General features: G+C 60.8%; 22 protein-coding genes. 12 read left to right on the forward strand and 10 right to left on the reverse strand.

The window, feature by feature from the left end:
• Window positions 1-16: 16 nt before the first annotated feature.
• Window positions 17-877: a CAP domain-containing protein gene (locus tag H8F22_RS13180; protein WP_194940282.1), complete on the forward strand. Its 861-nt coding sequence runs from the start codon at window positions 17-19 to the stop codon at window positions 875-877.
• A 104-nt stretch (window positions 878-981) separates the two neighbouring features.
• Here H8F22_RS13180 and H8F22_RS13185 read toward each other — a convergent pair whose 3' ends face one another.
• Window positions 982-1,353, reverse strand: coding sequence for a hypothetical protein (locus H8F22_RS13185; protein ID WP_194940283.1), 372 nt, complete (start codon window positions 1,351-1,353; stop codon window positions 982-984).
• Window positions 1,354-1,865: 512 nt separating this feature from the next.
• Between H8F22_RS13185 and katG the strand changes: the two genes are divergently transcribed.
• The gene (katG, locus tag H8F22_RS13190; protein WP_194940284.1) at window positions 1,866-4,121 is read left to right on the forward strand and encodes a catalase/peroxidase HPI; all 2,256 of its coding nucleotides are present in this window, start codon (window positions 1,866-1,868) and stop codon (window positions 4,119-4,121) included.
• A gap of 225 nt (window positions 4,122-4,346) precedes the next feature.
• Window positions 4,347-4,571, forward strand: coding sequence for a hypothetical protein (locus H8F22_RS13195; RefSeq protein ID WP_059182710.1), 225 nt, complete (start codon window positions 4,347-4,349; stop codon window positions 4,569-4,571).
• 68 nt (window positions 4,572-4,639) lie between these two features.
• On the opposite strand, the gene H8F22_RS13200 is transcribed toward H8F22_RS13195, so the two are convergent.
• Together H8F22_RS13200 and H8F22_RS13205 are read right to left on the reverse strand one after the other, a co-directional pair.
• Window positions 4,640-6,085, reverse strand: a complete 1,446-nt coding sequence (locus H8F22_RS13200; protein ID WP_194940285.1) for an FAD/NAD(P)-binding protein — start codon at window positions 6,083-6,085, stop codon at window positions 4,640-4,642.
• A gap of 359 nt (window positions 6,086-6,444) precedes the next feature.
• Window positions 6,445-7,008 (reverse strand): helix-turn-helix domain-containing protein, encoded by a 564-nt coding sequence (locus H8F22_RS13205; RefSeq protein ID WP_027924688.1) that lies wholly within the window; start codon window positions 7,006-7,008, stop codon window positions 6,445-6,447.
• On the opposite strand from H8F22_RS13205, the gene H8F22_RS13210 reads away from it, so the two are divergent.
• The 7 genes from H8F22_RS13210 (at window position 7,003) to H8F22_RS13240 (ending at window position 14,285) form a co-directional block, all read left to right on the forward strand.
• Window positions 7,003-8,028, forward strand: coding sequence for a DMT family transporter (locus H8F22_RS13210; protein WP_194940286.1), 1,026 nt, complete (start codon window positions 7,003-7,005; stop codon window positions 8,026-8,028). The genes H8F22_RS13205 and H8F22_RS13210 overlap by 6 nt on opposite strands.
• Window positions 8,029-8,221: 193 nt before the next feature.
• Window positions 8,222-11,140: a monovalent cation/H+ antiporter subunit A gene (locus H8F22_RS13215; protein WP_059182707.1), complete on the forward strand. Its 2,919-nt coding sequence runs from the start codon at window positions 8,222-8,224 to the stop codon at window positions 11,138-11,140.
• Window positions 11,140-11,484, forward strand: a complete 345-nt coding sequence (locus H8F22_RS13220) for a Na+/H+ antiporter subunit C (RefSeq protein ID WP_007944721.1) — start codon at window positions 11,140-11,142, stop codon at window positions 11,482-11,484. Before H8F22_RS13215 ends, H8F22_RS13220 begins: the two co-directional genes overlap by 1 nt.
• On the forward strand, window positions 11,481-13,166 hold the full coding sequence (locus tag H8F22_RS13225) for a monovalent cation/H+ antiporter subunit D (protein WP_059182706.1): 1,686 nt from the start codon (window positions 11,481-11,483) through the stop codon (window positions 13,164-13,166). Before H8F22_RS13220 ends, H8F22_RS13225 begins: the two co-directional genes overlap by 4 nt.
• Entirely contained in the window at window positions 13,163-13,651 is a 489-nt protein-coding gene (locus H8F22_RS13230; RefSeq protein ID WP_027924692.1) for a Na+/H+ antiporter subunit E, read from the forward strand. The genes H8F22_RS13225 and H8F22_RS13230 overlap by 4 nt, the downstream gene beginning before the upstream one ends.
• Window positions 13,648-13,926: a K+/H+ antiporter subunit F gene (locus H8F22_RS13235; protein ID WP_027924693.1), complete on the forward strand. Its 279-nt coding sequence runs from the start codon at window positions 13,648-13,650 to the stop codon at window positions 13,924-13,926. The genes H8F22_RS13230 and H8F22_RS13235 overlap by 4 nt, the downstream gene beginning before the upstream one ends.
• Window positions 13,923-14,285, forward strand: a complete 363-nt coding sequence (locus tag H8F22_RS13240) for a Na+/H+ antiporter subunit G (protein WP_194940287.1) — start codon at window positions 13,923-13,925, stop codon at window positions 14,283-14,285. The genes H8F22_RS13235 and H8F22_RS13240 overlap by 4 nt, the downstream gene beginning before the upstream one ends.
• 132 nt (window positions 14,286-14,417) lie before the next feature.
• On the opposite strand, the gene H8F22_RS13245 is transcribed toward H8F22_RS13240, so the two are convergent.
• From H8F22_RS13245 to H8F22_RS13275, 7 genes are all read right to left on the reverse strand, one after another.
• Window positions 14,418-15,086 carry an HAD-IA family hydrolase gene (locus H8F22_RS13245; RefSeq protein WP_194940288.1) on the reverse strand — a complete coding sequence of 223 codons (669 nt, stop codon included), beginning with the start codon at window positions 15,084-15,086 and terminating at the stop codon, window positions 14,418-14,420.
• Between the two features lie 89 nt (window positions 15,087-15,175).
• Window positions 15,176-15,583 (reverse strand): response regulator, encoded by a 408-nt coding sequence (locus tag H8F22_RS13250; protein WP_027924696.1) that lies wholly within the window; start codon window positions 15,581-15,583, stop codon window positions 15,176-15,178.
• Between the two features lie 112 nt (window positions 15,584-15,695).
• Entirely contained in the window at window positions 15,696-17,303 is a 1,608-nt protein-coding gene (locus tag H8F22_RS13255; RefSeq protein ID WP_194940289.1) for a GMC family oxidoreductase, read from the reverse strand.
• Between the two features lie 181 nt (window positions 17,304-17,484).
• Window positions 17,485-18,702 (reverse strand): mandelate racemase/muconate lactonizing enzyme family protein, encoded by a 1,218-nt coding sequence (locus H8F22_RS13260; RefSeq protein ID WP_027924698.1) that lies wholly within the window; start codon window positions 18,700-18,702, stop codon window positions 17,485-17,487.
• Window position 18,703: 1 nt separating this feature from the next.
• Window positions 18,704-20,023, reverse strand: coding sequence for an MFS transporter (locus H8F22_RS13265; RefSeq protein ID WP_194940290.1), 1,320 nt, complete (start codon window positions 20,021-20,023; stop codon window positions 18,704-18,706).
• A gap of 157 nt (window positions 20,024-20,180) precedes the next feature.
• Window positions 20,181-21,605 carry an aldehyde dehydrogenase gene (gene aldA, locus H8F22_RS13270; protein WP_194940393.1) on the reverse strand — a complete coding sequence of 475 codons (1,425 nt, stop codon included), beginning with the start codon at window positions 21,603-21,605 and terminating at the stop codon, window positions 20,181-20,183.
• Between the two features lie 233 nt (window positions 21,606-21,838).
• The gene (locus H8F22_RS13275; protein WP_059182704.1) at window positions 21,839-22,771 is read right to left on the reverse strand and encodes a LysR substrate-binding domain-containing protein; all 933 of its coding nucleotides are present in this window, start codon (window positions 22,769-22,771) and stop codon (window positions 21,839-21,841) included.
• Between the two features lie 185 nt (window positions 22,772-22,956).
• Here H8F22_RS13275 and H8F22_RS13280 point away from each other — a divergent pair, with 185 nt between their 5' ends.
• Both H8F22_RS13280 and H8F22_RS13285 read left to right on the forward strand, forming a co-directional pair.
• A complete protein-coding gene (locus H8F22_RS13280) occupies window positions 22,957-24,135 on the forward strand; it encodes a hypothetical protein (protein WP_027924702.1) in 1,179 nt (392 codons plus the stop codon).
• A 222-nt stretch (window positions 24,136-24,357) separates the two neighbouring features.
• The gene (locus H8F22_RS13285) at window positions 24,358-25,233 is read left to right on the forward strand and encodes a LysR substrate-binding domain-containing protein (RefSeq protein WP_027924703.1); all 876 of its coding nucleotides are present in this window, start codon (window positions 24,358-24,360) and stop codon (window positions 25,231-25,233) included.
• Window positions 25,234-25,294 lie beyond the last annotated feature (61 nt).

Here is a 25,294-nt window from a genome sequence, read left to right on the forward strand (position 1 = left end):
CAGAGCTGTCCGCCTCATGCACCCGACCGTCCTCGCCTTGCGCTGCGCCTCGCTGTGTCTTTTGCCTGTGTTTGCTCTATTTGCCTCCCCCGCTCATGCCAATGGCGAACGCCAACTGGTGGCGGCGATCAACGATTACCGTGCCCATCCCCAGCGCTGCGACAGGCGCCCGGCACAACGCCTGGCACCGCTGGCGCTGAATTCCAACCTGGCATTGCCCATCGGTTATGGCGGTGGTTTGCGCGATCGGCTGAAGGCTTCCGGCTATTCAGCAGTGACCGTACGCAGCATACGGGTGGTCGGCGCGCAGGATGCCGATGAAGCGTTTGACAGGCTTCAGGACGATTACTGCGGGGCGCTGCTGGATGGCCAGTACGCCGACATTGGTGTCAGCCGCGCCCGAAGTGAATGGCAAGTGGTGCTCGCGCAGCCGGTGCTCGACCGCAAGGTCGGCGATACACGCGCCGTCAGCAAAGCGTTGCTGGCGCAGGTCAACGCCGCGCGGGCCAAGTCGCGGATGTGCGGCGGCCAGCGCTTCTCTGCCGCGCGGCCGCTCAGCTGGAACGCTGCTTTGGGTGCCGCCGCACAAGGCCACAGCAAGGCCATGGCCTACGGCAATTACTTCGCCCACCGCGACCCCGACGGCGATATGCCCGCGGATCGCGCGAGGGCCGCCGGTTACCGCGGCAGGCAGATCGGCGAAAACATTGCCGCCGGGCAGAGTTCACCGAGCAAGGCGATGGCCGGGTGGCTGGCCAGCCCCGGGCATTGTGCGACCCTGATGAACCCGATGTTTACTCAGGTCGGCGCGGCGTATGCAGCGGATGCGCGCAGTGATGAGGGGGTGTATTGGACGATGCTGTTCGGGGCGCAATGACCGTGGTCATGCCTGCCGCTTTTTCAGCAGGCACATCACCCACACACTGAAACAGAAGTTCGTATCGCGCCTCTGACTTGGGCTGCAGGGTACGGGCTCCTGGCTTAACCTCGCATTGAACGCTTGCGCGCCAGACGCTGCTGCCAATTGCCATCATTGGCACGCTGACATTGCTCTTCAGAATCGAACTGCACATGGGCCGATACCGGTTTGACGATGACATCCGCGTCGCTCAGAGCCATCGCTGTCAGTTCGACCATGCGCTCCCCTTGCCCGCCGGCCAACGCCTGATCCTTATTAGCCTGAGTGTCAAAAACCCAGATCACCCTGAGGCTTGAAGGGAATACGGTGTAATCGACTACATGGGTCAGCCAATCAAACCCGACGACTTCCGCTTTGGCGGTTTCACAGGCATCGGTCAGGGTGGCGACCAGACGGCGTTCGATGTGAGCCTGGTCGCGTTTGCTCAATCCCATGGAGGAATCCTTGTGATGATCGAGATAAAAGTGGCGGAGCCTACAAATGATGCTTCTACAAATCAAATTGATTCGCCCGTGCAGCAGTGGTTCCAAGGCGCCAGCTACCTTCCGGCCTTACTCAACCCTTGTGGGCGCAGGGCTTACCCGCGATGGGACCATCAGCCCCGGTCAATTCCGATGCCTCCCATAAAAGCTTTTACCTATCAGCCCCGAATACTCCACCTATTAGCTGACTTGCAGATAGGCGTCTAACCTTATTCCAGCGCTGGCGTCAGCCGGCCGGTTTTGAGCTGATAAGGAGACAGGAATGAGTCAGAAACATGGCTAAGCCTGCCGTGGGCCACCGTGATTGCACCTCTTTTTTTCTGTACCGATAGCCGTGTGATCAAAACAATCAGTGAATCGAACTGCTGGCCCAGCAGCCTGTGTCATTGCTTTCGCTCGTCGCTATTCCAGAACCCACAAAGGGCCGGATAGCCCGGATGAACACGACCAAAGGTAGCTCGCACATGGCAAATGAATCGAAATGCCCGTTTAACCACGCCGCCGGCGGTGGCACGACGAACCGCGATTGGTGGCCGAACCAGCTGAATCTGAAAATCCTGCACCAGCACTCGTCCCTGTCCGATCCGCTGGACGAGGGCTTCAACTACAGTGAAGCGTTCAAAAAACTGGACTTTGCCGCGGTCAAAAGAGACCTCACGGCACTGATGACCGATTCGCAAGACTGGTGGCCGGCCGACTTCGGTCATTATGGGCCGCTGTTCATTCGCATGGCCTGGCACGCCGCCGGTACTTATCGCACCGGTGACGGTCGCGGTGGCGCCGGTTCCGGCCAGCAACGCTTTGCCCCCCTCAACAGCTGGCCGGATAACGTCAGCCTCGACAAGGCACGCCGGCTGCTCTGGCCGATCAAGCAAAAATATGGCCGCAACATTTCCTGGGCAGACCTGATCGTACTCACCGGCAACGTCGCGCTGGAGTCCATGGGCTTCAAGACCTTCGGCTTCTCCGGTGGTCGTCCCGACGTTTGGGAACCGGACGAAGACGTGTACTGGGGCTCCGAAAACAAATGGCTGGGTGGTGACACCCGCTATGGCAAAGAAAACGAGCCCATGCAAGAACCCGGCGACGGCCCACTCGTGGCTGAACCGGGAGAAAACGAGGAGAGCCGCACCGAACAGGGCCGCAATCTGGAAAACCCGCTTGCGGCCGTGCAAATGGGCCTCATCTACGTCAATCCCGAAGGCCCTGAGGGCAATCCGGATCCCGTCGCTTCAGCCAAGGACATCCGTGAAACCTTCGGCCGCATGGCGATGAACGATGAAGAAACCGTAGCCCTGATCGCGGGGGGGCACGCCTTCGGTAAAACCCACGGCGCCGGACCTGCCGACAATGTCGGTGCCGAGCCCGAAGCCGCCGGTCTCGAACAGCAAGGCTTTGGCTGGAAGAACAGTTTTGGCACCGGTAAAGGCGCGGACACCATCACCAGCGGCCTGGAGGTGACCTGGACCACCACGCCGACAAAATGGAGCAACAACTACCTGGAAAACCTGTTCGGCTTCGAGTGGGAACTGAGCAAAAGCCCCGCCGGGGCGAACCAGTGGGTGGCGAAAAACGGTGCAGGTGCCGGCACCATTCCGGATGCCCACGACCCGTCCAAACGGCGCAATCCGACCATGCTGACCTCGGACCTGGCCCTGCGTTTCGACCCGATCTATGAGCCGATTTCCCGGCGTTTCCTGGCCAATCCCGATCAACTGGCCGACGCCTTCGCCCGCGCCTGGTTCAAGCTGATCCACCGCGACATGGGTCCCCTCTCCCGCTACCTCGGCCCGGAAATGCCGAACGAAGAACTGCTGTGGCAAGACCCGATCCCGGCGGTCGATCATGCCTTGGTCAACGACAGCGATGTCGCCGCACTCAAGAGCAAAATCCTCGCCTCCGGCCTGTCGGTTTCGCAGCTTGTGTCCACCGCTTGGGCGGCGGCTTCGACCTTCCGAGGCTCCGACAAACGCGGCGGTGCCAACGGCGGACGCCTGCGTCTGGCCCCGCAGAAATTCTGGGCAGCCAACCAGCCGGAACAACTGGCGAACGTGCTGGCGAAACTTGAAAGCATCCAGAACGAGTTCAACAGCGGCGGCAAGAAAGTCTCGCTGGCGGACCTGATCGTGCTGGCCGGTAACGCCGGCGTTGAACAGGCCGCAAAAAATGCCGGGCACACCGTCACCGTGCCATTCACGCCAGGACGGATGGACGCCTCACAAGAGCAAACCGACGTGGAATCCTTCGGCTTCCTCGAACCGATTGCCGATGGCTTCCGCAACTACCTGAAAACCAACTACCGCGTACCGGCCGAGCACTTGTTGATCGACAAGGCGCAATTGCTGACGCTCACCGCGCCAGAAATGACCGCGTTGGTCGGCGGCCTGCGTGTGTTGAACACCAACGTCGGACAAACCCGGCACGGCGTGTTCACCCAGCAACCGGAAGCGCTGACCAACGACTTCTTCACCCACCTGCTCGACATGGGCGTGGAATGGAAACCGACCTCCGAAGCGGCTCAAGAGTTTGAAGGCCGGGATCGCAAAACCGGTCAAGTGAAGTGGACCGGGACGCGGGTGGATCTGGTCTTTGGTTCGAATGCGCAATTAAGGGCATTGGCTGAGGTGTATGCGAGCAGCGACGCGAAGGAGAAGTTCGTCAACGACTTCGTGGCGGCCTGGACCAAGGTGATGAACCTCGACCGGTTTGATGTGAAGTGAAGCACCTGTTCCACCCCGACCCGGTGACAAGGGCCGGGGTGGCCTGACTCGTGCAGATCGACACAACAACAAAGATCCCCTGTAGGAGTGAGGTTAAAAAGCCTCGCCCCCTCGCTGACCAGGGATCAACGCTCTCGATAACGACTATGCCCAAGGGTGTTTTTTCATTACCGGGCTCCAGCACTACAGTGGCCACATCTTCTTCCCCCACTCTGGAGCAACATCATGAAAAGCATCATCGGTCTTGGTTTCGCCCTGTCGGTCCTTGGCGCTACGTCCGCTATCGCCGCCCCGCATACCACTTCGCAGGTTGTCGCCGCCGTCAAGGTCAGCCAACCGGCGACACTGAACGTGAACACGGTCGGTCTTGATCACAAAGACAGCCAGCCAAGCAAACTCTACGTCGCTGAAAACCGTCCTGAATTCGGTTCGAAGTATCAGCGTTATTGATTAACCGCTTTTGCACCGTTTGAACAAAACCCCGGGCAGATCCGATCTCCCCGGGGTTTTTCTTTGCCTTACGCAATCCCTGTAGCAGCTGCCACCAGTCGTGCGGCCAGGGCTTTGGCCTGCAGCGCTACGTCGGTGACGGCGGTACTTTCCCACCACATGCCGCGCAACGGTGGGCCCATGGCGAACAGGCGACGAGCGACCTGGCCATCGGCGTCCAGTACGGCACCGTCGACCACCGCCGCAATTCCCAGCGCCAATGGTCCCGGCTGGATCAGTCCGCGCGCCAGCAATTGCTGCGGCAACGGTCGAGCGACCCGACGCCAGTCGTATTCGATACCGCTGGAGTTGATCAACGCCGCGCCAGTCACCACACAGGTGTCGGCCTCGCCACGGCGGCGAATGCGGATGCTGACGCCACCCTGCGACACGGGCTCAAGCCCTTTGAACGACGCGGCCTGAATCCGCAACCGCCCTTCCCGGTGCAACCGTTCCACCAGGGCCGCACTCAACGGCGGCGAGCGGTGGTGATGACTTTCCCACCATGGCCGGACATGCCGCACAAACTGCCGACGTTGCAGGTCCGTGGCCTGATTCCACAACCGCCCAATGTGCGCCCGCACGGTATCGAGCGGTGCTTGCCAGTCGATACCTTGGGCGATCGCCTCGCGGCATTGCCGGCGCAGTTCGCGCACCAGTTGCCGGGGGGTGCGAAGGCTGTGATCCGCGGCCAGAAAATCCACCCAGGCTGGCGGTTGCCGTCGCACATGCGGCAGCAAGCCGTGGCGGGAAAACACTTCGATCGGTCCGCGATGCCCAGCCTGTTCCAGCGACACCACGGCATCGACCATGGTCAGGCCGGAACCGATGATCAACACCGTTGATTGTGGATCGAGCTGACGCATCGCGGCGACAGCCCACGGATCGAGCGCGGCGGCGTTCAAACCGCTGGACTCGGTCTGTGGTGTGCGCGCGGCGGGGAACATGCCTGTCGCCAGCACCGCATAAGCGCCCTGCAAGCGTTGCCCGTCACTCAAGGTCAGCCGTACCGAATCGTCGTCGGTTTGCAGATCGATTACTTCAGCCTGTACATGCTCGACGGTTGAGCCATTCAACGCGCCGGCCGCTTGCGCTTCAGCCAGACGTTGTTGCACGTACACACCGAACAGCCCTCGTGGCGGGAACAACTCGCTGATCGGTACTGGTTGCTCAGCCGATTCCGGCCAGCCACCCGCGGCAATGTGCTCGGTCAGCCATTGCGTCAAGTCATCGGCATTGTCGGGGTCGACGCTCATCCGCGCTGCGTTGCCGTTCAGCGTATGACCCAATTCGACCGCGCTGTAGGCTTCGCCTCGACCGAGTTCGGCACGTGGTTCGATCACCAGCACCGAACGGCGGCCCGGCAAGCGCAACAACTGCGCCGCCAGCATCGCACCACTAAGGCCGCCGCCGATGATCAGCATGTCGGCGTGGCGGATGGCATTGGTCGTCTGTGCGCTTTGGATTTCGCTCATGCCATGCTCATTGGTCAAATGGAAAGCTGCTGCGTGCCACCTTAATGGGTTGCTCTCCCGCACACAAACCCACCCTTAGTAGGAGTGGGCCTGCTCGCGAAGGCGTCTACGCAGACACCATTTCTTCTCCAGTTGCCGCAACGTCGCCAGATCCCGATACCCCGCCCCCGGATGACTCTCCGGCAACCGCGCCCCCTCCTCAAACAACTTCTCGGGATTCTGATAAAGGCGCCAGGACCTTTTGCAGGCGTCGTACCCGAATACTATCTCCAGCTATTTCAACGGGTTGGCGAACCTTCCGAGAACAAAGTGCAGCTGTAGAAAGGCAAAGTGTCCATCCCCTGTTGATCGGCGAACAGTCAGATCACCACGTTGCGCACAAACCGCGCTGCCACCGGGCCATCGTTGCGATAGGCATGAGGCTGGTTGCTGGCGAACATGAAAAACTCACCGGCAGCGATGTGCTGTGGCGTATCACCCAACATCAGGGTCAGGCAGCCTTCGAACACGTAGATCTGTTCACTCCAGCCTTCGGCATCTGGTTGCGACGGATAAACTTCACCTGGTTGCAGGCACCATTCCCATTGCTCCACTTCGCGAGTCGCGGTGGCCTTGGACAATAAAACAGCTTTGCTGCCGGGGATTAATCCGGCCCAGGCCACTTCGTTGATGCGACTCGCATCGCGGGCGTCCGGTGCCTGAATAAGGTCGCTGAACCTCACGTCCAGCGCTTCGGCCACTCGGTCGAGGGTGGTCAGGCTGACGTTCTTCTCGCCGGCCTCGATGGCCACCAGCATCCGGCGGCTGACCCCGGACTTTTCGGCCAGCGCGGTCTGGCTCATGTCGGCGGCATGGCGCAGGCGCCGAACGTTTTGGCTGACGTGCTGGAGGACCGAAGCCCGTTGCGTGGAATCTTTGTGCACTATATTGCTCACTTGGTGGGGTTGGGCAGTATACTGCGCAACATTCGGCGCATTGTGCGTCCCCCTCAGGTAGCGTGCAAGGTCATGACGTCGGTGAACTCCTCTTCCCCCCGTTTCTCACGGTTCAGCAAAGCCGAGTGCGTGCTGGTGCTGATCACCATGGTCTGGGGCGGCACCTTTTTGTTGGTGCAGCACGCCATGACCGTCAGCGGCCCGATGTTTTTCGTCGGCCTGCGCTTCGCCGCTGCTGCGAGTCTTGTGGCGCTGTTCTCCTGGCGCCACTTGCGGGAACTGACCTTGTTCGAACTCAAGGCCGGGGCCTTTATCGGTGTGGCGATCATGCTCGGGTACGGCTTGCAGACCGTGGGCTTGCAGAGCATTCCCAGCAGTCAATCGGCGTTTATCACGGCGTTGTACGTGCCCTTTGTGCCGCTGCTGCAATGGCTGGTGTTGGGACGTCGCCCGGGGTTGATGCCGAGCATCGGGATCATGCTGGCGTTTACCGGGCTGATGTTGCTGTCGGGACCGTCCGGCGCTTCGTTCAATTTCAGCCCAGGTGAAATTGCCACGCTGATCAGTGCCATTGCGATTGCCGCCGAAATCATTCTGATCAGCACCTATGCCGGTCAGGTCGATGTGCGGCGGGTGACGGTGGTGCAATTGGCAACCACCTCGGTGCTGGCGTTTCTGATGGTGGTGCCGACCCAGGAACGCATTCCGGACTTTTCCTGGCTGCTGTTGTGCAGCGCGTTGGGGCTGGGCGCGGCGAGTGCGGCGATTCAGGTGGCGATGAACTGGGCGCAGAAGAGCGTTTCACCGACCCGGGCGACCTTGATTTATGCGGGCGAGCCGGTGTGGGCCGGGATTGTCGGGCGGATCGCCGGGGAGCGGTTGCCGGCGATTGCGCTGGTGGGCGCGGGGTTGATTGTGGCGGCGGTGATTGTCAGTGAGTTGAAGACCAAAGGTAAGGAGACTGCGGCTGAGGGAGAGTTGGAGCGGGAAACCTCGGTTGAACCTTGATAATTCTGTTGCCGGATAGATAGCTATCGCGAGCTTGCTCGCGATGGGGCCAGACCGGCTAAAAACTGGCCCTGGAAACCATGTGAATCAGCCTTTTTCCGTCTACCGTGTAGGATTCTGCGACAGCTTGGCGTTTGGCGATCTTGGGAGTGGCACGTATGATGCTTCACAAACTTCCGCAGATTAGAAGCCTATGTCCTTGATAGTTCTACTGCTTCTGCCTTTTATCGGCAGCTGTCTGGCAGCCGTCCTGCCACACAACGCACGCAATACCGCCCCCCTGCTGGCCGGCCTGATCGCACTGATCGGCACGGTCCAGGTCGCGCTTCTGTATCCACAAATCGCCCATGGCGGAGTGATCCGCGAAGAATTCTTCTGGCTGCCAAGCCTCGGCCTTAACTTCGTCCTGCGCCTGGACGGCTTCGCCTGGTTGTTCTCGATGCTGGTACTGGGCATCGGCACGCTGGTGTCGTTGTACGCACGTTACTACATGTCGCCGGACGATCCGGTGCCCCGGTTCTTCGCGTTTTTCCTGGCGTTCATGGGCGCCATGCTCGGGCTGGTGATTTCCGGCAACCTGATCCAGATCGTGTTTTTCTGGGAGCTGACCAGCCTCTTCTCGTTCCTGCTGATCGGTTACTGGCACCACCGCAGCGACGCGCGACGCGGCGCCTACATGGCGCTGATGGTCACCGGCGCAGGCGGTTTGTGCCTGCTGGCGGGGGTCATGCTCCTCGGCCATGTGGTCGGCAGCTATGACCTGGACAAGGTCCTGGCCGCCGGCGAGCTGATTCGCGCACATGCCCTCTACCCTATTCTGTTGCCCCTGATCCTGATTGGCGCCTTGAGCAAAAGCGCCCAATTCCCCTTCCACTTCTGGCTGCCCCACGCGATGGCGGCGCCGACACCGGTCTCGGCCTATCTGCACTCGGCGACCATGGTCAAGGCCGGGGTGTTTCTGCTGGCACGGCTGTGGCCGTCGCTGTCCGGCAGCGAAGAATGGTTCTACATCGTCAGCGGCGCCGGCGCCTGCACCCTGTTGCTGGGCGCGTACTGCGCGATGTTCCAGAACGACCTCAAAGGGCTGCTGGCCTATTCGACCATCAGCCACCTGGGCCTGATCACCCTGCTGCTGGGCTTGAACAGCCCGCTGGCGGCCGTCGCCGCAGTGTTCCACATTCTCAACCACGCGACCTTCAAGGCCTCGTTGTTCATGGCCGCCGGGATCATCGACCACGAAAGCGGCACCCGCGACATTCGCAAGCTCAGCGGCTTGATCAAGCTGATTCCGTTCACCGCCACCCTGGCCATGGTCGCCAGCGCCTCGATGGCCGGTGTGCCGCTGCTCAACGGTTTCCTCTCGAAAGAAATGTTCTTCGCCGAAACCGTGTTCATCAATGCCACGGCCTGGGTCGAGTGGAGCCTGCCAATCGTCGCGACCATCGCCGGCACTTTCAGCGTCGCCTATTCGTTACGCTTCACCGTCGACGTGTTCTTCGGCCCGACCGCCACCGACCTGCCGCACACCCCGCACGAGCCGCCACGCTGGATGCGTGCGCCGGTGGAATTGCTGGTGTTCACCTGCCTGGTGGTGGGGATGTTCCCGGCGCAAGTGGTCGGTTCCATTCTGGCCGCTGCGGCCCTGCCGGTGGTCGGAGGAACCCTGCCGGAATACAGCCTGGCGATCTGGCACGGCTTGAACGCGCCGATGATCATGAGCTTGATCGCCATGTCCGGCGGCATCGTGCTCTACCTGCTGTTGCGCAATCAGCTCAAGCGCGGGCGCTTCAAATACCCACCGGTGATTGGCCGGTTCAACGGCAAGCGCCTGTTCGAGCGCGGCCTGGTGATCATGATGCGCCTGGCCCGTCGCCTGGTGCGCCGGATCAGCACCAACCGCCTGCAAACCCAATTGTTCCTGGTGGTCCTCGCCGCCGTGCTGGCCGGGCTGATCCCGATGCTTCACAGCAGCCTGAGCTGGGGTGACCGGCCGAAAATCCCCGGCTCCATCGTGTTCGTGACCCTGTGGCTGCTGGCGATTGCCTGCGCCCTCGGCGCAGCGTGGCAGGCCAAGTATCACCGGCTCGCGGCCCTGACCATGGTCAGCGTCTGCGGCCTGATGACCTGCGTAACCTTCGTCTGGTTCTCCGCGCCGGACCTGGCGTTGACGCAACTGGCGGTCGAAGTGGTGACCACGGTGCTGATCCTGCTGGGCCTGCGCTGGCTGCCACGCCGGATCGAAGAAGTCTCGCCACTGCCGAGCACCCTGCGCAAGGCGCGCATCCGGCGGATCCGCGACTTGCTGTTGTCGACCGGGGTCGGTGGCGGCATGGCCTTGCTGGCCTACGCGATGCTGACGCGCCAGACGCCCAACGATATTTCCTCGTTCTACCTCAGTCGCGCCCTGCCCGAAGGCGGCGGCAGCAACGTGGTCAACGTGATGCTGGTGGACTTCCGTGGCTTCGACACCTTGGGTGAAATCACCGTGCTGGTGGCCGTGGCCCTGACCGTGTTCGCCCTGCTGCGACGCTTCCGCCCGCCGAAAGAAAGCCTGCAGTTGCCGGCGCAGCAACGCCTGTTGGCACCGGACGTGGTCACTGACCTGGTCAACCCGCGCCACGCCAGCGACACCGCACTGGGTTTCATGATGGTCCCGGCGGTGCTGGTACGCCTGTTGTTGCCGATTGCGCTGGTGGTGTCGTTCTACCTGTTCATGCGCGGGCACAACCAACCGGGCGGCGGTTTTGTCGCCGGGCTGGTGATGTCGGTGGCGTTCATCCTGCAATACATGGTCGCCGGCACGCAGTGGGTCGAGGCGCAAATGAGCCTGCGACCGCTGCGTTGGATGGGCACCGGGCTGCTGTTCGCCACGGTCACCGGGCTTGGAGCCATGGCGGTCGGTTATCCGTTCCTCACCACCCACACCTGGCATTTTTCATTGCCGGTACTGGGGGACATTCACATCGCCAGCGCGCTGTTTTTCGACATTGGCGTGTATGCCGTGGTGGTCGGTTCGACGCTGTTGATCCTCACCGCCCTCGCCCACCAATCGGTTCGCGGCCACAAAACCGCGGCCCAGCCTAAACCCGTCGCCACGCAAGGAGCCGTCTGATGGAAGAAGTCATCGCAATCGCCATCGGCGTGCTTGCGGCCTCCGGCGTCTGGCTGATCCTGCGGCCACGGACCTTTCAGGTGGTGATGGGCCTGTGCCTGCTGTCCTATGGCGTCAACCTGTTCATCTTCAGCATGGGCAGCCTGTTCATCGGCCGCGAGCCGATCATCAAGGATGGCGTGCCGCAAGACTTGTTGCATTACACCGATCCCCTGCCACAAGCACTGGTGCTGACCGCCATCGTGATCAGCTTCGCCATGACCGCATTGTTTCTGGTGGTACTGCTCGCTTCCCGGGGCTTGACCGGGACCGACCATGTGGATGGCCGGGAGCCTAAAGAATGAATGCGATGACGCACCTGATCGCCGCACCGATTCTGCTGCCGCTGCTGACCGCCGCCATCATGTTGATGCTCGGCGAGAAACACCGTCCGCTGAAGGCCAAGATCAACCTGTTCTCCAGCCTGCTCGGCCTGGGAATTTCCGTGTTGCTGCTGCAATGGACACAAACCACTGGCGTGCCCGGTTCCATCGGCGTGTACCTGCCGGGCAACTGGCAAGTGCCGTTCGGCCTGGTGTTGGTGGTCGATCGGCTGTCGGCCTTGATGCTGGTGCTGACCGGGATCATCGGCGTCAGCGCCTTGCTGTTCGCCATGGCCCGTTGGGACGGCGCCGGTTCAAGCTTCCACGCGTTGTTCCAGATTCAATTGATGGGGTTGTACGGTGCGTTCCTGACCGCCGACCTGTTCAACCTGTTCGTGTTCTTCGAAGTGCTGCTGGCGGCGTCCTACGGCTTGATGCTGCACGGCTCGGGCCGGCCGCGGGTGTCGGCGGGGCTGCATTACATTTCGATCAACCTGTTGGCATCGTCGCTGTTCCTGATTGGCGCGGCGCTGATCTATGGCGTCACCGGCACACTGAACATGGCCGACCTGGCGCTGAAAATCCCGCTGGTGCCGGAAGCTGATCGCGGTTTGCTGCATGCTGGCGCGGGGATTCTCGCGGTGGCGTTTCTGGCCAAGGCCGGGATGTGGCCGCTGAACTTCTGGCTGGTGCCGGCCTACTCCTCGGCCAGCGCTCCGGTGGCGGCGATGTTCGCGATCATGACCAAGGTCGGTGTCTACACCTTGCTGCGCTTGTGGACGCTGCTGTTCTCCGGTCAGGCCGGGGCGTCCGCCTACTTTGGCGGCGACTGGCTGATCTACGGCGGCATGGCGACGATTGTCTGCGCGGCATTGGCGATTCTGGCGGCGCAACGCCTGGAAAAGATGGCCAGCCTGAGCATCCTGGTGTCGGCCGGGATCCTGCTGTCAGCCATTGGTTTCGCCCAGCCAAACCTGATCGCGGCGGCGCTGTTTTATCTGGTCAGCTCGACCCTGGCACTGAGTGCATTGTTCCTGCTGTCCGAGTTGATCGAGCGCTCGCGTTCGGTCAATGAACTGCCGTTGTTCGACGACGCCGACCTGATTGCGCGACCGGCGCCGGCTGCGCAACCGCTCAAAGGCATCAACCTCGATGACGACCAGAAAGCGGTGGTCGGCCAGGTGATTCCCTGGACCATGGCCTTCCTCGGCCTGAGCTTTATTGCCTGCGCGCTGCTGATCATCGGCATGCCGCCGCTCTCCGGGTTCATCGGCAAGCTCACCCTGCTCAACGCCCTTCTCAATCCGTTGGGCCTGGGGAACGGCGTCGGCGAACCGGTATCGAATGCGGCGTGGGGGTTGCTGGCGTTGTTGATTCTGTCGGGGCTCGCCTCGTTGATCGCATTCTCGCGCCTGGGCATCCAGCGCTTCTGGACCCCGCAAGAGCGCCCATCACCACTGCTGCGCCGCTTTGAATGCGTGCCGATCATCGTCCTGCTGGGACTGAGCATTGCGTTGACCTTCAAGGCTGAACCGCTGCTGCGCTACACCCAAGCGGCCGCTGACGCTTTGAACAACCCGCAGCAATACGTGATGGCCGTGCTCGGCACCCGTGCGGTGCCAAGCCCGGAAGCCAAGGCGGCGATGGCGGAGGTGCAACCATGAAGCGCTTGTTCCCTGCTCCCTGGCTGTCCTTGGCACTCTTGCTGTTATGGCTGGTGCTGAACCAGTCGATCAGCCCTGGCAACCTTCTGCTCGGTGTGATGCTGGGTTTCTGCGCGCCGTTGATGATGCGCCGGTTGCGACCGCTGCCCATTCGAATTCGTCGTCCGGGGGTGATCCTGCGCTTGCTGCTGGTGGTCGGTCGCGATGTGGTGGTGTCCAACCTCGCCGTGGCCTGGGGCGTGCTGAACGCCGGTCGCCGTCCGCCCCGCTCGCGCTTCATCAAGGTGCCGCTGGACTTGCGCGATGCCAATGGCCTCGCCGCGCTGTCGGCGATCTGCACCGTGGTGCCTGGCACCGTGTGGTCGGAACTGGCGCTTGATCGCAGCATCCTGTTGCTGCATGTGTTCGATCTGGATGACGAAGCGCTGTTCATCCAGCACTTCAAGGCGACCTATGAGCGCCCCTTGATGGAGATTTTCGAATGAGCGCATTGCTGTCGAACGCCATCCTGGCGAGCCTGTTCCTGTTTTCCGTGGCGATGATCCTGACGCTGCTGCGCCTGTTCAAAGGACCATCGGCCCAGGATCGGGTACTGGCGCTGGATTACCTGTACATCATCGCAATGCTGATGATGCTGACGCTCGGCATTCGCTATGCCAGTGACACCTATTTCGAGGCGGCGCTGTTGATCGCCCTGTTCGGCTTCGTCGGCTCGTTTGCCCTGGCGAAATTCCTGCTGCGTGGCGAGGTGATCGAATGACTGACGAACTGTCGCTGTGGGTTGAGATTCCAGTGGCGATTCTGCTGCTGCTCAGCAGTCTGTTTGCGCTCATTGGCGCCATTGGACTGGTGCGGATGAAGGATTACTTCCAGCGCATGCACCCGCCGGCGTTGGCCTCGACATTGGGTGCATGGTGCGTGGCACTGGCATCGATCATTTACTTTTCGGCACTCAAATTGGGGCCGGTGCTGCATGCGTGGCTGATTCCGATTCTATTGGCGATTACCGTGCCGGTGACGACCTTGTTGCTGGCTCGGGCGGCGTTGTTTCGCAAGCGCATGGCTGGGGATGATGTGCCGGCTGAGGTGAGTAGTCGGCGGAGTGAGAGGGGGAGCTGAATCCGGGGATTTGTATTGACTGGGAGGGCCTCATCGTCGGAACGCCGCCCGGAGCCTGCTCGCGATAGCGGTGGGACAGTCGGTATTGATGTGACTGATCCACCGCTATCGCGAGCAGGCTCACTCCTACTGTTAGATTTGCTTCAGGCGGAGATATTGGTCGGGATCCACGGATGCGCTGACCGACTGATAGTTGGCCAACAGGGCATGTTGTGTCTGGATCGGGTGCTCATGCGTTTCAGTGATAATCACCAAATCCGCCCCCGCCGCTTCTGCCGCGAGAATGCCTACAGGGGCATCTTCAAAGATCAGGCAATCCGTCACCTCGACACCCAGCCGCTTGGCGGCCAACCGATACCCCGCTGGATCCGGTTTCCCGGCGCTGACCTCTTCAGCCGTCACCATGACATCCGGCTCGGGAATGCCCGCCGCCGCCATCCGGCGCAACGCCAGCGTTCTGGGCGCGGACGTCACGATTGCCCATTGACCGGCCGGCAAGGACCGAAGGAATGCCGCCGCACCACGAACCTCGACAACCCCCTCCACGTCTTCTATTTCTGCCTCGGTAATCCACGCCGCTTCAGCTTCGGCATCTACACCCGGCAACCCCTGTCGGTTCACCGTGTCGATGGCGCGGACGCCGTGAATGGTTGGCAGGAAGGACGCAACATCCACCCCGTGGCGCACGGCCCAGATCGTCCAGATCCGCTCGGCGGCGGCAATGGAATTGAGCACGGTGCCGTCCATGTCGAACAGGAACGCGCGGTACGGTGTGTTGAAAACGGATCGATGAGCAGACAAGGATGAGCTTCCTCTCGCAAGGGCCTGGCGGGTGTGCCGAGCAATGTAGCATTTACTTGCGAGACGGACTCATGCAGCGCAATAACGTTTCAGCTGAAGGGTTTGGACTTCAAGGCGTCCTTGACGCAGTCGAGCAGTTGGCCGAGTGCCCAGGGCTTTTTGATGAACGAAACGGGATGCCTGACACCGGAGCTTTCCGGGGTTTCGAAACCGGACATGATCATGATCGGTTTGTCGGGCCAGCGGTCGCCAAACTGATTGGCCAGGTCAGCGCCATTGAGCTTGCCCGGCATGGTGATGTCGGTGAGCAACAGGCGGACGTTGTCCGAGTGTTGCTCCAGGTAAGCGGAAGCGGCGTCCGCGCTGGTCTGTGGCTGAACCACAAAACCCTCTTCCTGAAGAATTTCGCAGAGAAACTCCAGGATCAACGGGTCATCCTCGACCACCAGAATCAACCCGCCAGTTACGTTCGTGCCCACCGTCGATACTGGCCCCATGATTTCAACACTCCCTGAATACACCCATGATTTTGCGCAATAAATCCGCTGCCTATCAGGTATGAGCAGCGGACTTGGCGGAAATTCATTTTTGATACAGGAGACGACGAAATCAGGCGTCCTGCAAAATCAGGTCGGCGCCCTTCTCGGCCACCATCAGCACCGCCGCATGGGTATTGCCCGACGTCACGTTAGGAAAAATCGACGCATCGACGATGCGCAATCCCTCAAGACCATGGACTTTCAAACGCGGGTCGACCACGGACGTCTGCTCGTCCGAACCCATGGCGCAGGAACCACACAGGTGGTAAATCGAACCACTGTTTTCGCGGAAATACTGCAGCATCTGCTCGTCGGTTTCGACGACCGGCCCCGGCAACACTTCTTCAACCGTGATGCCCTTGAGCGCCGGTGCCTGCATGATCTTGCGCATCAAGCGGCTGCCCTGAATGACCTCGTCGATGTCCTTCTGGGTGCTCAAGTAATTCGGATCAATCAGTGCGGTGTCCCGGGGATTTTTCGAGGCGATCTCGATGTGCCCGCGACTGGTCGGTCGGCATGGGTTGAAGCACAACAGGAAGCCTGAGTACGGCTCCGGTTTGAGGCTGGCCTTGTTGTTTTTCGGGATCTGGTACGACAGCGGGTTGAAGTACAGCTGCAGGTTGGGGTTGGTTTGCTGCTCGTTGCCACGGAAGAATCCGCCGGCCTGATTGACGCTCATCGCCAGCGCGCCCTTGCGGGTGAACAGGTATTTCAGACCGAGTTTGAACTGACCGAACAGTGAACTCAGCTCATCGTTGAGCGTCGGGATATTGGCCTTGTAGTAATAGCTGGCGCACAGATGATCCTGCAGGTTCTGACCCACCGCCGGCAGGTGCTTGACCATCGGGATGTTGTGCTTGGCCAGCAGCGCCTGATCCGCGACACCGGACAGTTGCAGGATCTTCGGCGTGTCCACCGCACCAGCGCAAAGAATCACTTCTTTGTTGGCGGTGAAGGTTCGCACCACGCCGTGCTGGGTAATGGAAATTCCAGTTGCGCGGCCGTTATCGAACAGCACTCGGTCCACCAGGGCGTAGTGCTCGACAGTCAGGTTCGGCCGGCTCAGGGCCGGGTGCAAATGGGCAAAGCTGCTGGAGCAACGCTGGCCATTTTTGGTGTTGACGTCGTAAATGCCCGAACCTTCGAATTTCGGCCCGTTGAAGTCGTCGCTGTGCGGGTAACCGAGTTCATCGCAACCTTTGAGGAACACATCGCAGATCGGATGGGTCTGGCCCTTCATCGGCGTGATACTGATCGGGCCGCTGCCGCCGTGGTATTCGCTGTCGCCCAGCGGATGGTTTTCCAGTTTGCGGAAATACGGCAACACATCTTTAAAGCCCCAGCCTTCGTTGCCGTTGGCCGCCCAATCATCAAAGTCGTGGGCCTGGCCACGGACATAGATCATCGCGTTGATCGAACCCGAACCGCCCTGCACTTTGCCGCGTGGGGCGTAAATTTCGCGGTTGCTCAATTGCTTTTGTGGCTGGCTGTAGTACATCCAGTTGAAGGTTGGGTTGTAATACATTTTGGCGAAGCCGACCGGAATCTTGAACCACAAGGAACTGTCCTTGCCGCCCGCTTCCAGCAGCAACACCGAATGTTTGCCATTGGCCGAGAGCCGGTTGGCCAGAATGCAGCCTGCGGCGCCAGCGCCAGCGATGATGTAGTCGTAAGTCATGCAGGGTTACCGCGTAAGTCGTTGTACAAAAAAACCACCCATCCATCAGTCAAAACGCGATCCCTGTGGGAGCGAGCTTGCTCGCGAAGGCGCCGTGTCAGTCAACCTTAATGCTGAATGTCAGGCCTTCATCGCGAGCAAGCTCGCTCCCACAGGTTTTGCGAGTGGGCGGCAAATCCGCTCAGCCCCTGGCTGGCGATGTGTCTTTAACGTCCACCGGGGTCGGCGCCATTTGCAGGTGCAGGCGCTCGCCGGTGTATGGCGAATGCCTGCGCACCACGTCCATGTTCAGCTCCACGCCCAGGCCCGGCTCGGTGGACGGGATGATGTAGCCGTCCTCCCATTGCAGCGGCTTGGTCAGGACTTCGGCATGGAAACCGCCCCAGGTCATGATGCTTTCCTGGATCAGGAAGTTCGGCGTGCAAGTTGCCAACTGGAAACTCGCGGCCGCGCCAATCGGCCCGTTGTAGAGGTGTGGGGCGATTTGCGCGTAATAGGCTTCGGCCATGCTGGCGATCTTTTTCGCTTCCAGCAGACCACCGCAGCGGGCGACGTTCATCTGCAGAATCGACGCGCCACCGGCTTGCAGCAGCTTGAAGAATTCGTACTTGGTGGTCAGTCGCTCACCGGTGGCAATCGGAATCGAAGTCTTGGCCGCGACCTGCGCCATGGCTTCTTCCTGACCCGGCGGCACCGGCTCTTCGAACCACAGCGGGTCGTACTTCTCCAGGCGCTTGGCCAGGCGAATCGCCGAGGACGGCACCATTTGCCCGTGGGTCCCAAACAGCAGGTCGCACTTGTCGCCCACCGCTTCGCGGATCTTGCGGCAGAAGGTTTCGCAGCGTTCCAGCACTTCCAGGGAAATCTGATGCCCGGAATACGCGGTGTACGGCCCGGCCGGGTCGAATTTCACGGCGGTGAAGCCTTTGTTCATGTTCTCGATGGCGCACTCGGCGGCCAGGTCCGGGTCGTCGTAGTCGTACTCGCCCTTGCTGTTCACCGGGTAGAGGTAGGTGTAGGAACGCAGGCGTTCGTTGACCTTGCCGCCCAACAGTTCATACACCGGCTTGTTCGCCGCTTTGCCGATGATGTCCCAGCAGGCCATTTCCAGGCCGCTGACCACACCCATCATGGTCAGGTCCGGGCGCTGGGTGAAACCGCTCGAATAGGCCTGACGGAAGAAGCGTTCGATGTGGTGCGGGTCCTGGTTCAACAGGTAGCGTTCGAACACGTCTTCGATGATTGGCAACATGGCTTTAGGGCCGAAGGTCGCGGCGTAGATCTCGCCCACGCCTTCGATGCCGCAATCGGTTTTGATCTTGACGAACAGCCAGTACATCCCGCCGATGTGCGGTGGCGGTACGGCGACGATATGGGTTTCAAGGGCGACGATTTTCATCTCAGGCACCTGTCTTAATCAGGGATTTACGATTGATACGAGCACGCAAGGTCAGCGCCGCGAAGGTCCCCAGCAGGCCGACGAAAGCGATGTAGCCGAAATACAGCTTGTAACCAAAGGCCCCCGGAAAATGCTCGGTAAGGTAGCCGTTGATCAACGGAATGAATGCATCTGGCAGATAACCGACCACCGAGACAATGCCGATGGCCAGCCCCGTGATGCGCAGCGGAATGTTGCAGGTGTCGAGGATCGCCCAGTACAAACCGCGAATGGCGTAGGTCATCAGGCCGATGAAAATCACTGTGCCGACCAACAGGCCCATGCTGTTGAGCGCAGGGAACACGATCAGGCCGACCATCGCCAACGTCGCGCAGAACAGCGCCACGATCAGCACCGAGATGTTCGAGAACTTGTCACCCAGCCAGCCACCGCCGATGCCGCCAATCGGGCGCATCCACAGTTTGATGGTGGTGATGGTGCCGGCCATGACCGCAGTCATGCCGCCGCCCTGCAGGTAATCGGAGAAGCTGTAGGTGGCCCAGAAGATGTGATAACCGCAGAACACGATGGCGGTGACCAGCCACAGCTCAGGGATTTTCACCAGGGTGGTCAGGTCGCTGAGCAGGTTGTACTTGCCCTTCTCCACCGCCGCCGTGTCTTCCATCGACTTCGGGTCCTTGATCAACACCAGCACACAGCCGATGGCGATACAGGTGAAGGCATACAGGTAGACCACATGCTTGAAGCCTTCAGCCGCCGACTCACCGCGAGTTTCGGTGGCGAAAGCAAACAGCCCCAGCGCGACCGTTGCCAGCAAGGCTTCGACCAGCCCGCGACCACCGTCAAGGATGCCGAAGAAACGGCCCTGCTCGGTGTGATGGGCAATCATCTTCACGCGCTTGAGCACCGAGGCCCAGAACGTCAGGCCGGTGGTCAGGCCCCAGCATCCGAAGATGATCATCAACCCGGTCATCGACGGCGCAGTGGAGTACCACAGGCCCAGGGCACCGGTGGCAACCAGCGAGAAGAAAATCAGGAAGCGTGGGGCAATGCGATCCGCCAGCCAGCCACTCGGCAAGTAACTCAGGAGGAAAATCGTGCCGAGCATCGAATACAGATACCCCAGCTCGCTGTGGTTGATCTGGAACACTTCGAGCATGGTGGTCTGGTAGACCTGGCGCAGGTACAGGATCGGGTAGATCGCACCGGCGGCCAGCACCAATAACATCAATTGGAAATAGCGACTGCCCTTGTCACTCTGGCTGATTGAACCCGCATTCGAACCCTGAACAGCGGCAGCAGTGGATGCTTGCTTGGACATCTAGGTGACCTCTGGTCGCCCGGTGGTCCGGGTGGCCCTGTTAATTGTTTTTATTGGAGTGAAGCAGCTGCAAACGCCAAGCTGTAAGCGGCAAACCAGAGCCGGTTACCGTTCGCTTTTATTTGCAGCTTGAAGCGTGAAACTTGTCGCTGCCGCCCTAGTACTTCATGACCACGAGACGGGTCTGGGTGAATTCGAGCATGCCGTGCTTGCCGTCATCGCCGCCCAGGCCCGAGCGTTTCCAGCCGGCGTGGTAGCCCTGGTACGGATCGGCCGGGGTGCGATTGATGTAGAGCTCGCCGGCTTCGATGCCGTTGGCGACTTTCATCGTGGTGCGGTAGTTCTCGGTGTAGAGCACCGAGGCCAGGCCGAACTGATGGTCGTTGGCCATCGCCAGCGCTTCGTCGATGTCGCGGTACTTGAGCACCGGCAGCACCGGGCCGAAGATTTCTTCCTGGATGATTTCCATGTCCTGGCGGCAGCCGCTGAGCAGGGTCGGCGGGTAGAAATGGCCGTTGCCTTGCGGAATAAAACCACCGGTTTCCAGGACGGCGCCGTCCGCGATGGCGCGTTCGACCATGGCGTGGATGTTCTGCTGCGAACTGGCGTTGACCAACGGGCCCATGAAGCTGGCGTCGGTGGCGCGGTCGCCGAACTTCACGGCGCTGAGTTTCGTTTTCAGCAGCGCGAGGAATGGTTCATAGATGCTTTCCTGCACGTAGACCCGCTCCACCGCCGTGCACAACTGGCCGCAGTGGGTGGTTTTCGAGGCGACGATGGCAGTCGCGGCGGCTTCAAGGTCGGCGTCAGCTTCGATGATCGCCGGGGTTTTGCCGCCCAGTTCCAGCGATGGCTTGGCGATATTGGCCTTGCAGTAATCGAGCACGATGCGCCCGGCATTGACGCTGCCGGTCAGGGTGATCAGGCCCACAGCCTTGTGCGTGCAAACAGCGGCCGCAGTGGCGTGGTCCATGGTCAGGATGTTCACCACGCCGGCCGGCAGTCCGGATTGCGCCACAGCCTTGGCGATTTCAAAGGCCGAGGTCGGTGTGTTGTTGCTTGGACGCACCACCACGGTGTTGCCGGCAATCAGCGCCGGGGCGATTTTGCGCAGCAGCGTATAGACCGGGTAGTTGAACGGAATCAGGCACGCGACCACGCCAATGGCTTCGCGGTGCAGGAACAGGTTTTCGTTCGGGCTGTCGCTGGGAATGATCTCGCCTTCAATGCGGCGGGCCCATTCGGCGTGATAGCGGGTGATCTGCGCGGCGTAACGGGCTTCGTTGCTGGCATCGGCCACGCTTTTGCCGGACTCGGCGGCCAGGGCGGCGCCAATGTGTTCAGCGCAGGCGTCCAGGGCATCGGCGAAGGAACGCAGGTGTTCGGCGCGTTCGATACTGGTGAGTTTGCCCCAGACCTTTTGCGCGGCGGCAGCCGCTTCAACCGCGTTGACCGCTTCGACAGCGGTGGCGGCCGCGACGTGGCCGACCAATGCTTCGGTCGCCGGGTTATAGACTGCGATCAGCGCATCGCTGGCAGGTTCGATGAAGTGGCCGTTAACAAAATTTCGCTCGAGTCGCATGTGCATCGCCCATCGTTGTTTTTATCCAGTTCGAGCAGTCTTGGCATCCTGAGCGGGTTGAACAAACGATTTATTGAGCAGGCAAACATTCGAAAAATGCAGGTTACCCGCTGGAACGATGAGACCCCCTGTGGGAGCGAGCTTGCTCGCGATGGCGGTGTATCAGTCGACAACTGCATTGCCTGACACTCCGCCATCGCGAGCAAGCTCGCTCCCACAGGGATTTGTGGCGGTCAGAGAGCGGCGGTTGAGGGTTCGAGCTGCCGTTGCGCCAACCAGATTTCTTCCTGCAACCACTGGCTGAACACCTGCAATTGCGGCATCAGGGTCTGCTCCGGCCGGGTGACCAGCCAATAGGACTGGTGCCCTTCCACATGCACGTTGAGCACTTGGGTCAGCTGCCCGCTGGCCAGTTCCGGGGCGACCATGTGCCAGTCGGCGATGGTGATGCCCAGGCCATCGACGGCCGCACGAATGGCCAGGTCCAGCAGGTCGAATTCATACCCGCCCTGGGTGTCGACCCCGGTGATGCGTGCGGCGTCCAGCCAGTGTTTCCAGGTCAGGTAGCGCTGGTCTTCCCGGGCCAGCACATGCAGCAATGTCAGCCGATTGAGGTCGATGCCCTGCTCGCTCCACTCCCGCGCATACAAGGTCGGCGCGCACACCGCGATGTGCCGCTCCTGAATCAGCATCGAGCTGTTGAGGCCATCCCATTCGCCATCGCCGAAACGGATCGCACAGTCGAGGGTGCTGGTTTCCGCCAGGCTGTCCTGCAAGCGCGTGGTGATACTCAGTTCCAGCTCGGGATGCTTCTCGCGCAACCGCCCCAGACGCGGCATCAGCCAGCGGTTGGTAAAGGTCGGCGGCGCGTTGATGTGCAGGCGATTGGAATGGGTTTTCTGCTGGATGCTGCGCACCGTCAGCTCGATCTTGTCGAAGGATTGATGCAATGCCCGCAGTAATACCTTGCCGGCGCTGGTCAGTTCGAGGTGGTGGTGCCGGCGTTCCAGCAGGCTCTCGCCGAGCTGCTCCTCCAGCTGACGGACCTGGCGGCTGACCGCACTCTGGGTCACGTTCAACAACTCGGCGGCGCGGGTAAAACTACCGGTGCTGCCGGCCACTTCAAACGCCTTGAGGGCATTAAGACCGGGCATTTTGCGTTTCATGGAAAGCACTCGAGGACGTTAGCTGATCGGCCAAGCATCCCATGCCCGCCACACATTGTCCTACAGGATTTTCTCAGTAACATGCATCTGAGGAAGGTTTGCGCGCATTTTTAATCGTTTGTTCAACCCACCGTTCATCGCAAGACTGGCCGGCATCTCATATAAAAATAACCGAGAGCTGCCCCATGCCCTTCCCTGCTTCCCTGCGCCTAAGTCCTCTGTACATCGCTCTGTTCTGCACCTTTGCGGCTCCTGCCATGGCCGTGCAAGTGACCGACAATCTTGACCTCGGCGGCGCGGTTCGTGCGCGCTGGGACTACGACCCGGATCGCGACATCCAGAAGTTCGGCCTGGACACCATGTTCCTCAGCGCCAAGTACAACTCCGACAGCTGGATCGGCGAGGCCCAGTATCGTTTCTATGGCCGGTCTTATCCGTATCAGTACACCAAGAACTACGGCGACATCCAGTTCGCCAAGTTCGCGTGGGCCGGCTACAAGTTCAACCCCGACCAGCAGGTGCAAGTAGGCCTGAACACGGTGCCGTTCGGTTTGCAGCCGTACTTCGGCAGCACCTTCTACGAAACCCTGGGCAACGTCATCGGCCTGGAAGATGTGCAACAGGTCGGCGCCAAGTACGTCCAGCAATCGGGCGACTGGAACCTCCAGGCCGGTTACTACTTGCGCCCGGCGTGGCAAGGCAAAGGCACCAGCAACGGGGTCACTTACTCCAGCGTGGTGTCCGAAGCCGACAGCTATGTCGCCGACGGCAGCAACAACCAGGAGCGCAACACCGTGGTGCTGCGGGTGGCCAAGGCGCTGGACCTGGGACCGTGGAAATCGGAGGTCGGGCTCTCCGGCCTGAGTTCGTCGCTGGAGAACAAGGACACCAATGCCGATGGCCGGCGCAATGCCGTGGCCATCCATTACCTGGGCAAGAACGGCCCGTGGGGTGTGCAGTTGCAAGCGGCACGGCAACAGATGTCGCCGCGTAACCCTGGCACCGATGAGTTGGTTACCCTTGGCGGTTATGACGGCACGTACAACGTTGCCAGTCGCGGCAACTTGTATGTGGCGGACGTCAGTTACGACGTCGCCGGGAAATACCTGTTCGACCAGGTCAGCGGGGTCAAGCTGTACGCCAACTACAGCGCCTTCGATAAATCCGCCAGCGAGTTCAAGACGTCGGAGCGGATGATTTTGGGCAGTTCGTTTTCGGTGAGTAAATTGTGGGTCGCAGCGGAGTGGTTGTTTGGCAAGAATGATCCGTATATCGGGGGGAGCAGTTACACCCAGAGTCTGGGGGCTGGCGGGAGTGATCAGTGGGAGAATCAGCTTTATGTGAACATTGGGTATTACTTCTGATCGGGTAGTTCTAGCGTCCTTGATAAAGTCATCGCGAGCAAGCTCGGCTCCTACAGGGTTTAGCGCGCTCTTGCAGGAGCCGAGCTTGCTCGCGATGGCGTCAGCCTAAACAACACTTGCATCCGCCCATTGCTAATAGTCAGATAGGCACCACAGAGAACGCCGCCAAAACAATAAACCGGCCCGACGCAACACCAGAGGCCGGTACGGAGTCCACCTTCGATGCGTCAACTGCCCTCGCTCAATATGCTGCGCGTCTTCGAAGAGGTCGCGCGTCATCGCAGCTTCAGCCAGGCGGCGCTCGGCCTCAACGTCACCCAAGGCGCCGTCAGCCGCCAGATCAAGCAACTGGAAGACTACCTCGGCGTCGCGCTGTTCGTGCGCACGCCCCAGGGTTTGTCGCTGACCGAATCCGGCATCGCCCTCTCCCCGCACCTCGCGGAAGCGTTCGACCACATTGAACGTGCCCTGCAAGCCGTGCGCGTACCCAACCTGCGCCAGCGCCTGAGAATCCTCGCGCCACCGACCTGGGCGACGCGCTGGTTGTCGGCGCATTTGCGCGTGTTCTGTCAGCGTTATCCCGACATCAGCCTGAGTGTGACCAATCAGGCCAGTCACGACAGCCTCGTGGAAATCGACTGCCACATCCGCTTCGGCCTCGAAGCCAACAGCCATTGCAGCAGCCAATTGCTGGTGATGGAACGACACATCGCCGTGGCCAGTCCGGAGCTGTTCAGCGACGGTCAACCGCCGGATCTGCGGGGCTTTGCGCTGCTGCACATCCTGCACGATGGCAAACGCTTGAAGGTCTGGGAAAACTGGTTGGCGGCCATGGGACGCGACGATGTCGATGCCGCGCAAGGGCTGGAATTCAGCACGCTGGATCAGGTGATCCACACCGCGCTGGCCGGGGGTGGCCTGGCGGTGATTGACCGGCAGATGATCGAGAAGGAACTGGCCAATGGCAGCCTGCTGCCGATTACCCCGGTGGAGGTGATCGGGCCGTATGGCTATTGGCTGGATGTGGCGAATGACAAGCAGGGGTTGTCGAAGGTGCGGTTGTTTACGGATTGGTTGGGATTGGTCAGCAATCCCTGAAGCCACCGACATTCTAATGTGGGAGCGGGCTTGCTCGCGAAGACGGAGTGTCAGTCAATAT

It is taken from the genome of Pseudomonas mucoides, from assembly GCF_015461845.1.
GTDB classification, from domain to species: Bacteria; Pseudomonadota; Gammaproteobacteria; order Pseudomonadales; family Pseudomonadaceae; genus Aquipseudomonas; species Aquipseudomonas mucoides.

Coding starts and splice junctions, on each gene's coding strand:
- H8F22_RS13180 (WP_194940282.1), top strand. CDS start 17: ATGCACCCGACCGTCCTCGCCTTGCGCTGCGCCTCGCTGTGTCTTTTG.
- H8F22_RS13185 (WP_194940283.1), bottom strand. CDS start 1,353: ATGGGATTGAGCAAACGCGACCAGGCTCACATCGAACGCCGTCTGGTC.
- katG (WP_194940284.1), top strand. CDS start 1,866: ATGGCAAATGAATCGAAATGCCCGTTTAACCACGCCGCCGGCGGTGGC.
- H8F22_RS13195 (WP_059182710.1), top strand. CDS start 4,347: ATGAAAAGCATCATCGGTCTTGGTTTCGCCCTGTCGGTCCTTGGCGCT.
- H8F22_RS13200 (WP_194940285.1), bottom strand. CDS start 6,085: ATGAGCGAAATCCAAAGCGCACAGACGACCAATGCCATCCGCCACGCC.
- H8F22_RS13215 (WP_059182707.1), top strand. CDS start 8,222: ATGTCCTTGATAGTTCTACTGCTTCTGCCTTTTATCGGCAGCTGTCTG.
- H8F22_RS13220 (WP_007944721.1), top strand. CDS start 11,140: ATGGAAGAAGTCATCGCAATCGCCATCGGCGTGCTTGCGGCCTCCGGC.
- H8F22_RS13225 (WP_059182706.1), top strand. CDS start 11,481: ATGAATGCGATGACGCACCTGATCGCCGCACCGATTCTGCTGCCGCTG.
- H8F22_RS13230 (WP_027924692.1), top strand. CDS start 13,163: ATGAAGCGCTTGTTCCCTGCTCCCTGGCTGTCCTTGGCACTCTTGCTG.
- H8F22_RS13235 (WP_027924693.1), top strand. CDS start 13,648: ATGAGCGCATTGCTGTCGAACGCCATCCTGGCGAGCCTGTTCCTGTTT.
- H8F22_RS13240 (WP_194940287.1), top strand. CDS start 13,923: ATGACTGACGAACTGTCGCTGTGGGTTGAGATTCCAGTGGCGATTCTG.
- H8F22_RS13250 (WP_027924696.1), bottom strand. CDS start 15,583: ATGGGGCCAGTATCGACGGTGGGCACGAACGTAACTGGCGGGTTGATT.
- H8F22_RS13255 (WP_194940289.1), bottom strand. CDS start 17,303: ATGACTTACGACTACATCATCGCTGGCGCTGGCGCCGCAGGCTGCATT.
- H8F22_RS13260 (WP_027924698.1), bottom strand. CDS start 18,702: ATGAAAATCGTCGCCCTTGAAACCCATATCGTCGCCGTACCGCCACCG.
- H8F22_RS13265 (WP_194940290.1), bottom strand. CDS start 20,023: ATGTCCAAGCAAGCATCCACTGCTGCCGCTGTTCAGGGTTCGAATGCG.
- aldA (WP_194940393.1), bottom strand. CDS start 21,605: ATGCGACTCGAGCGAAATTTTGTTAACGGCCACTTCATCGAACCTGCC.
- H8F22_RS13275 (WP_059182704.1), bottom strand. CDS start 22,771: ATGAAACGCAAAATGCCCGGTCTTAATGCCCTCAAGGCGTTTGAAGTG.
- H8F22_RS13280 (WP_027924702.1), top strand. CDS start 22,957: ATGCCCTTCCCTGCTTCCCTGCGCCTAAGTCCTCTGTACATCGCTCTG.
- H8F22_RS13285 (WP_027924703.1), top strand. CDS start 24,358: ATGCGTCAACTGCCCTCGCTCAATATGCTGCGCGTCTTCGAAGAGGTC.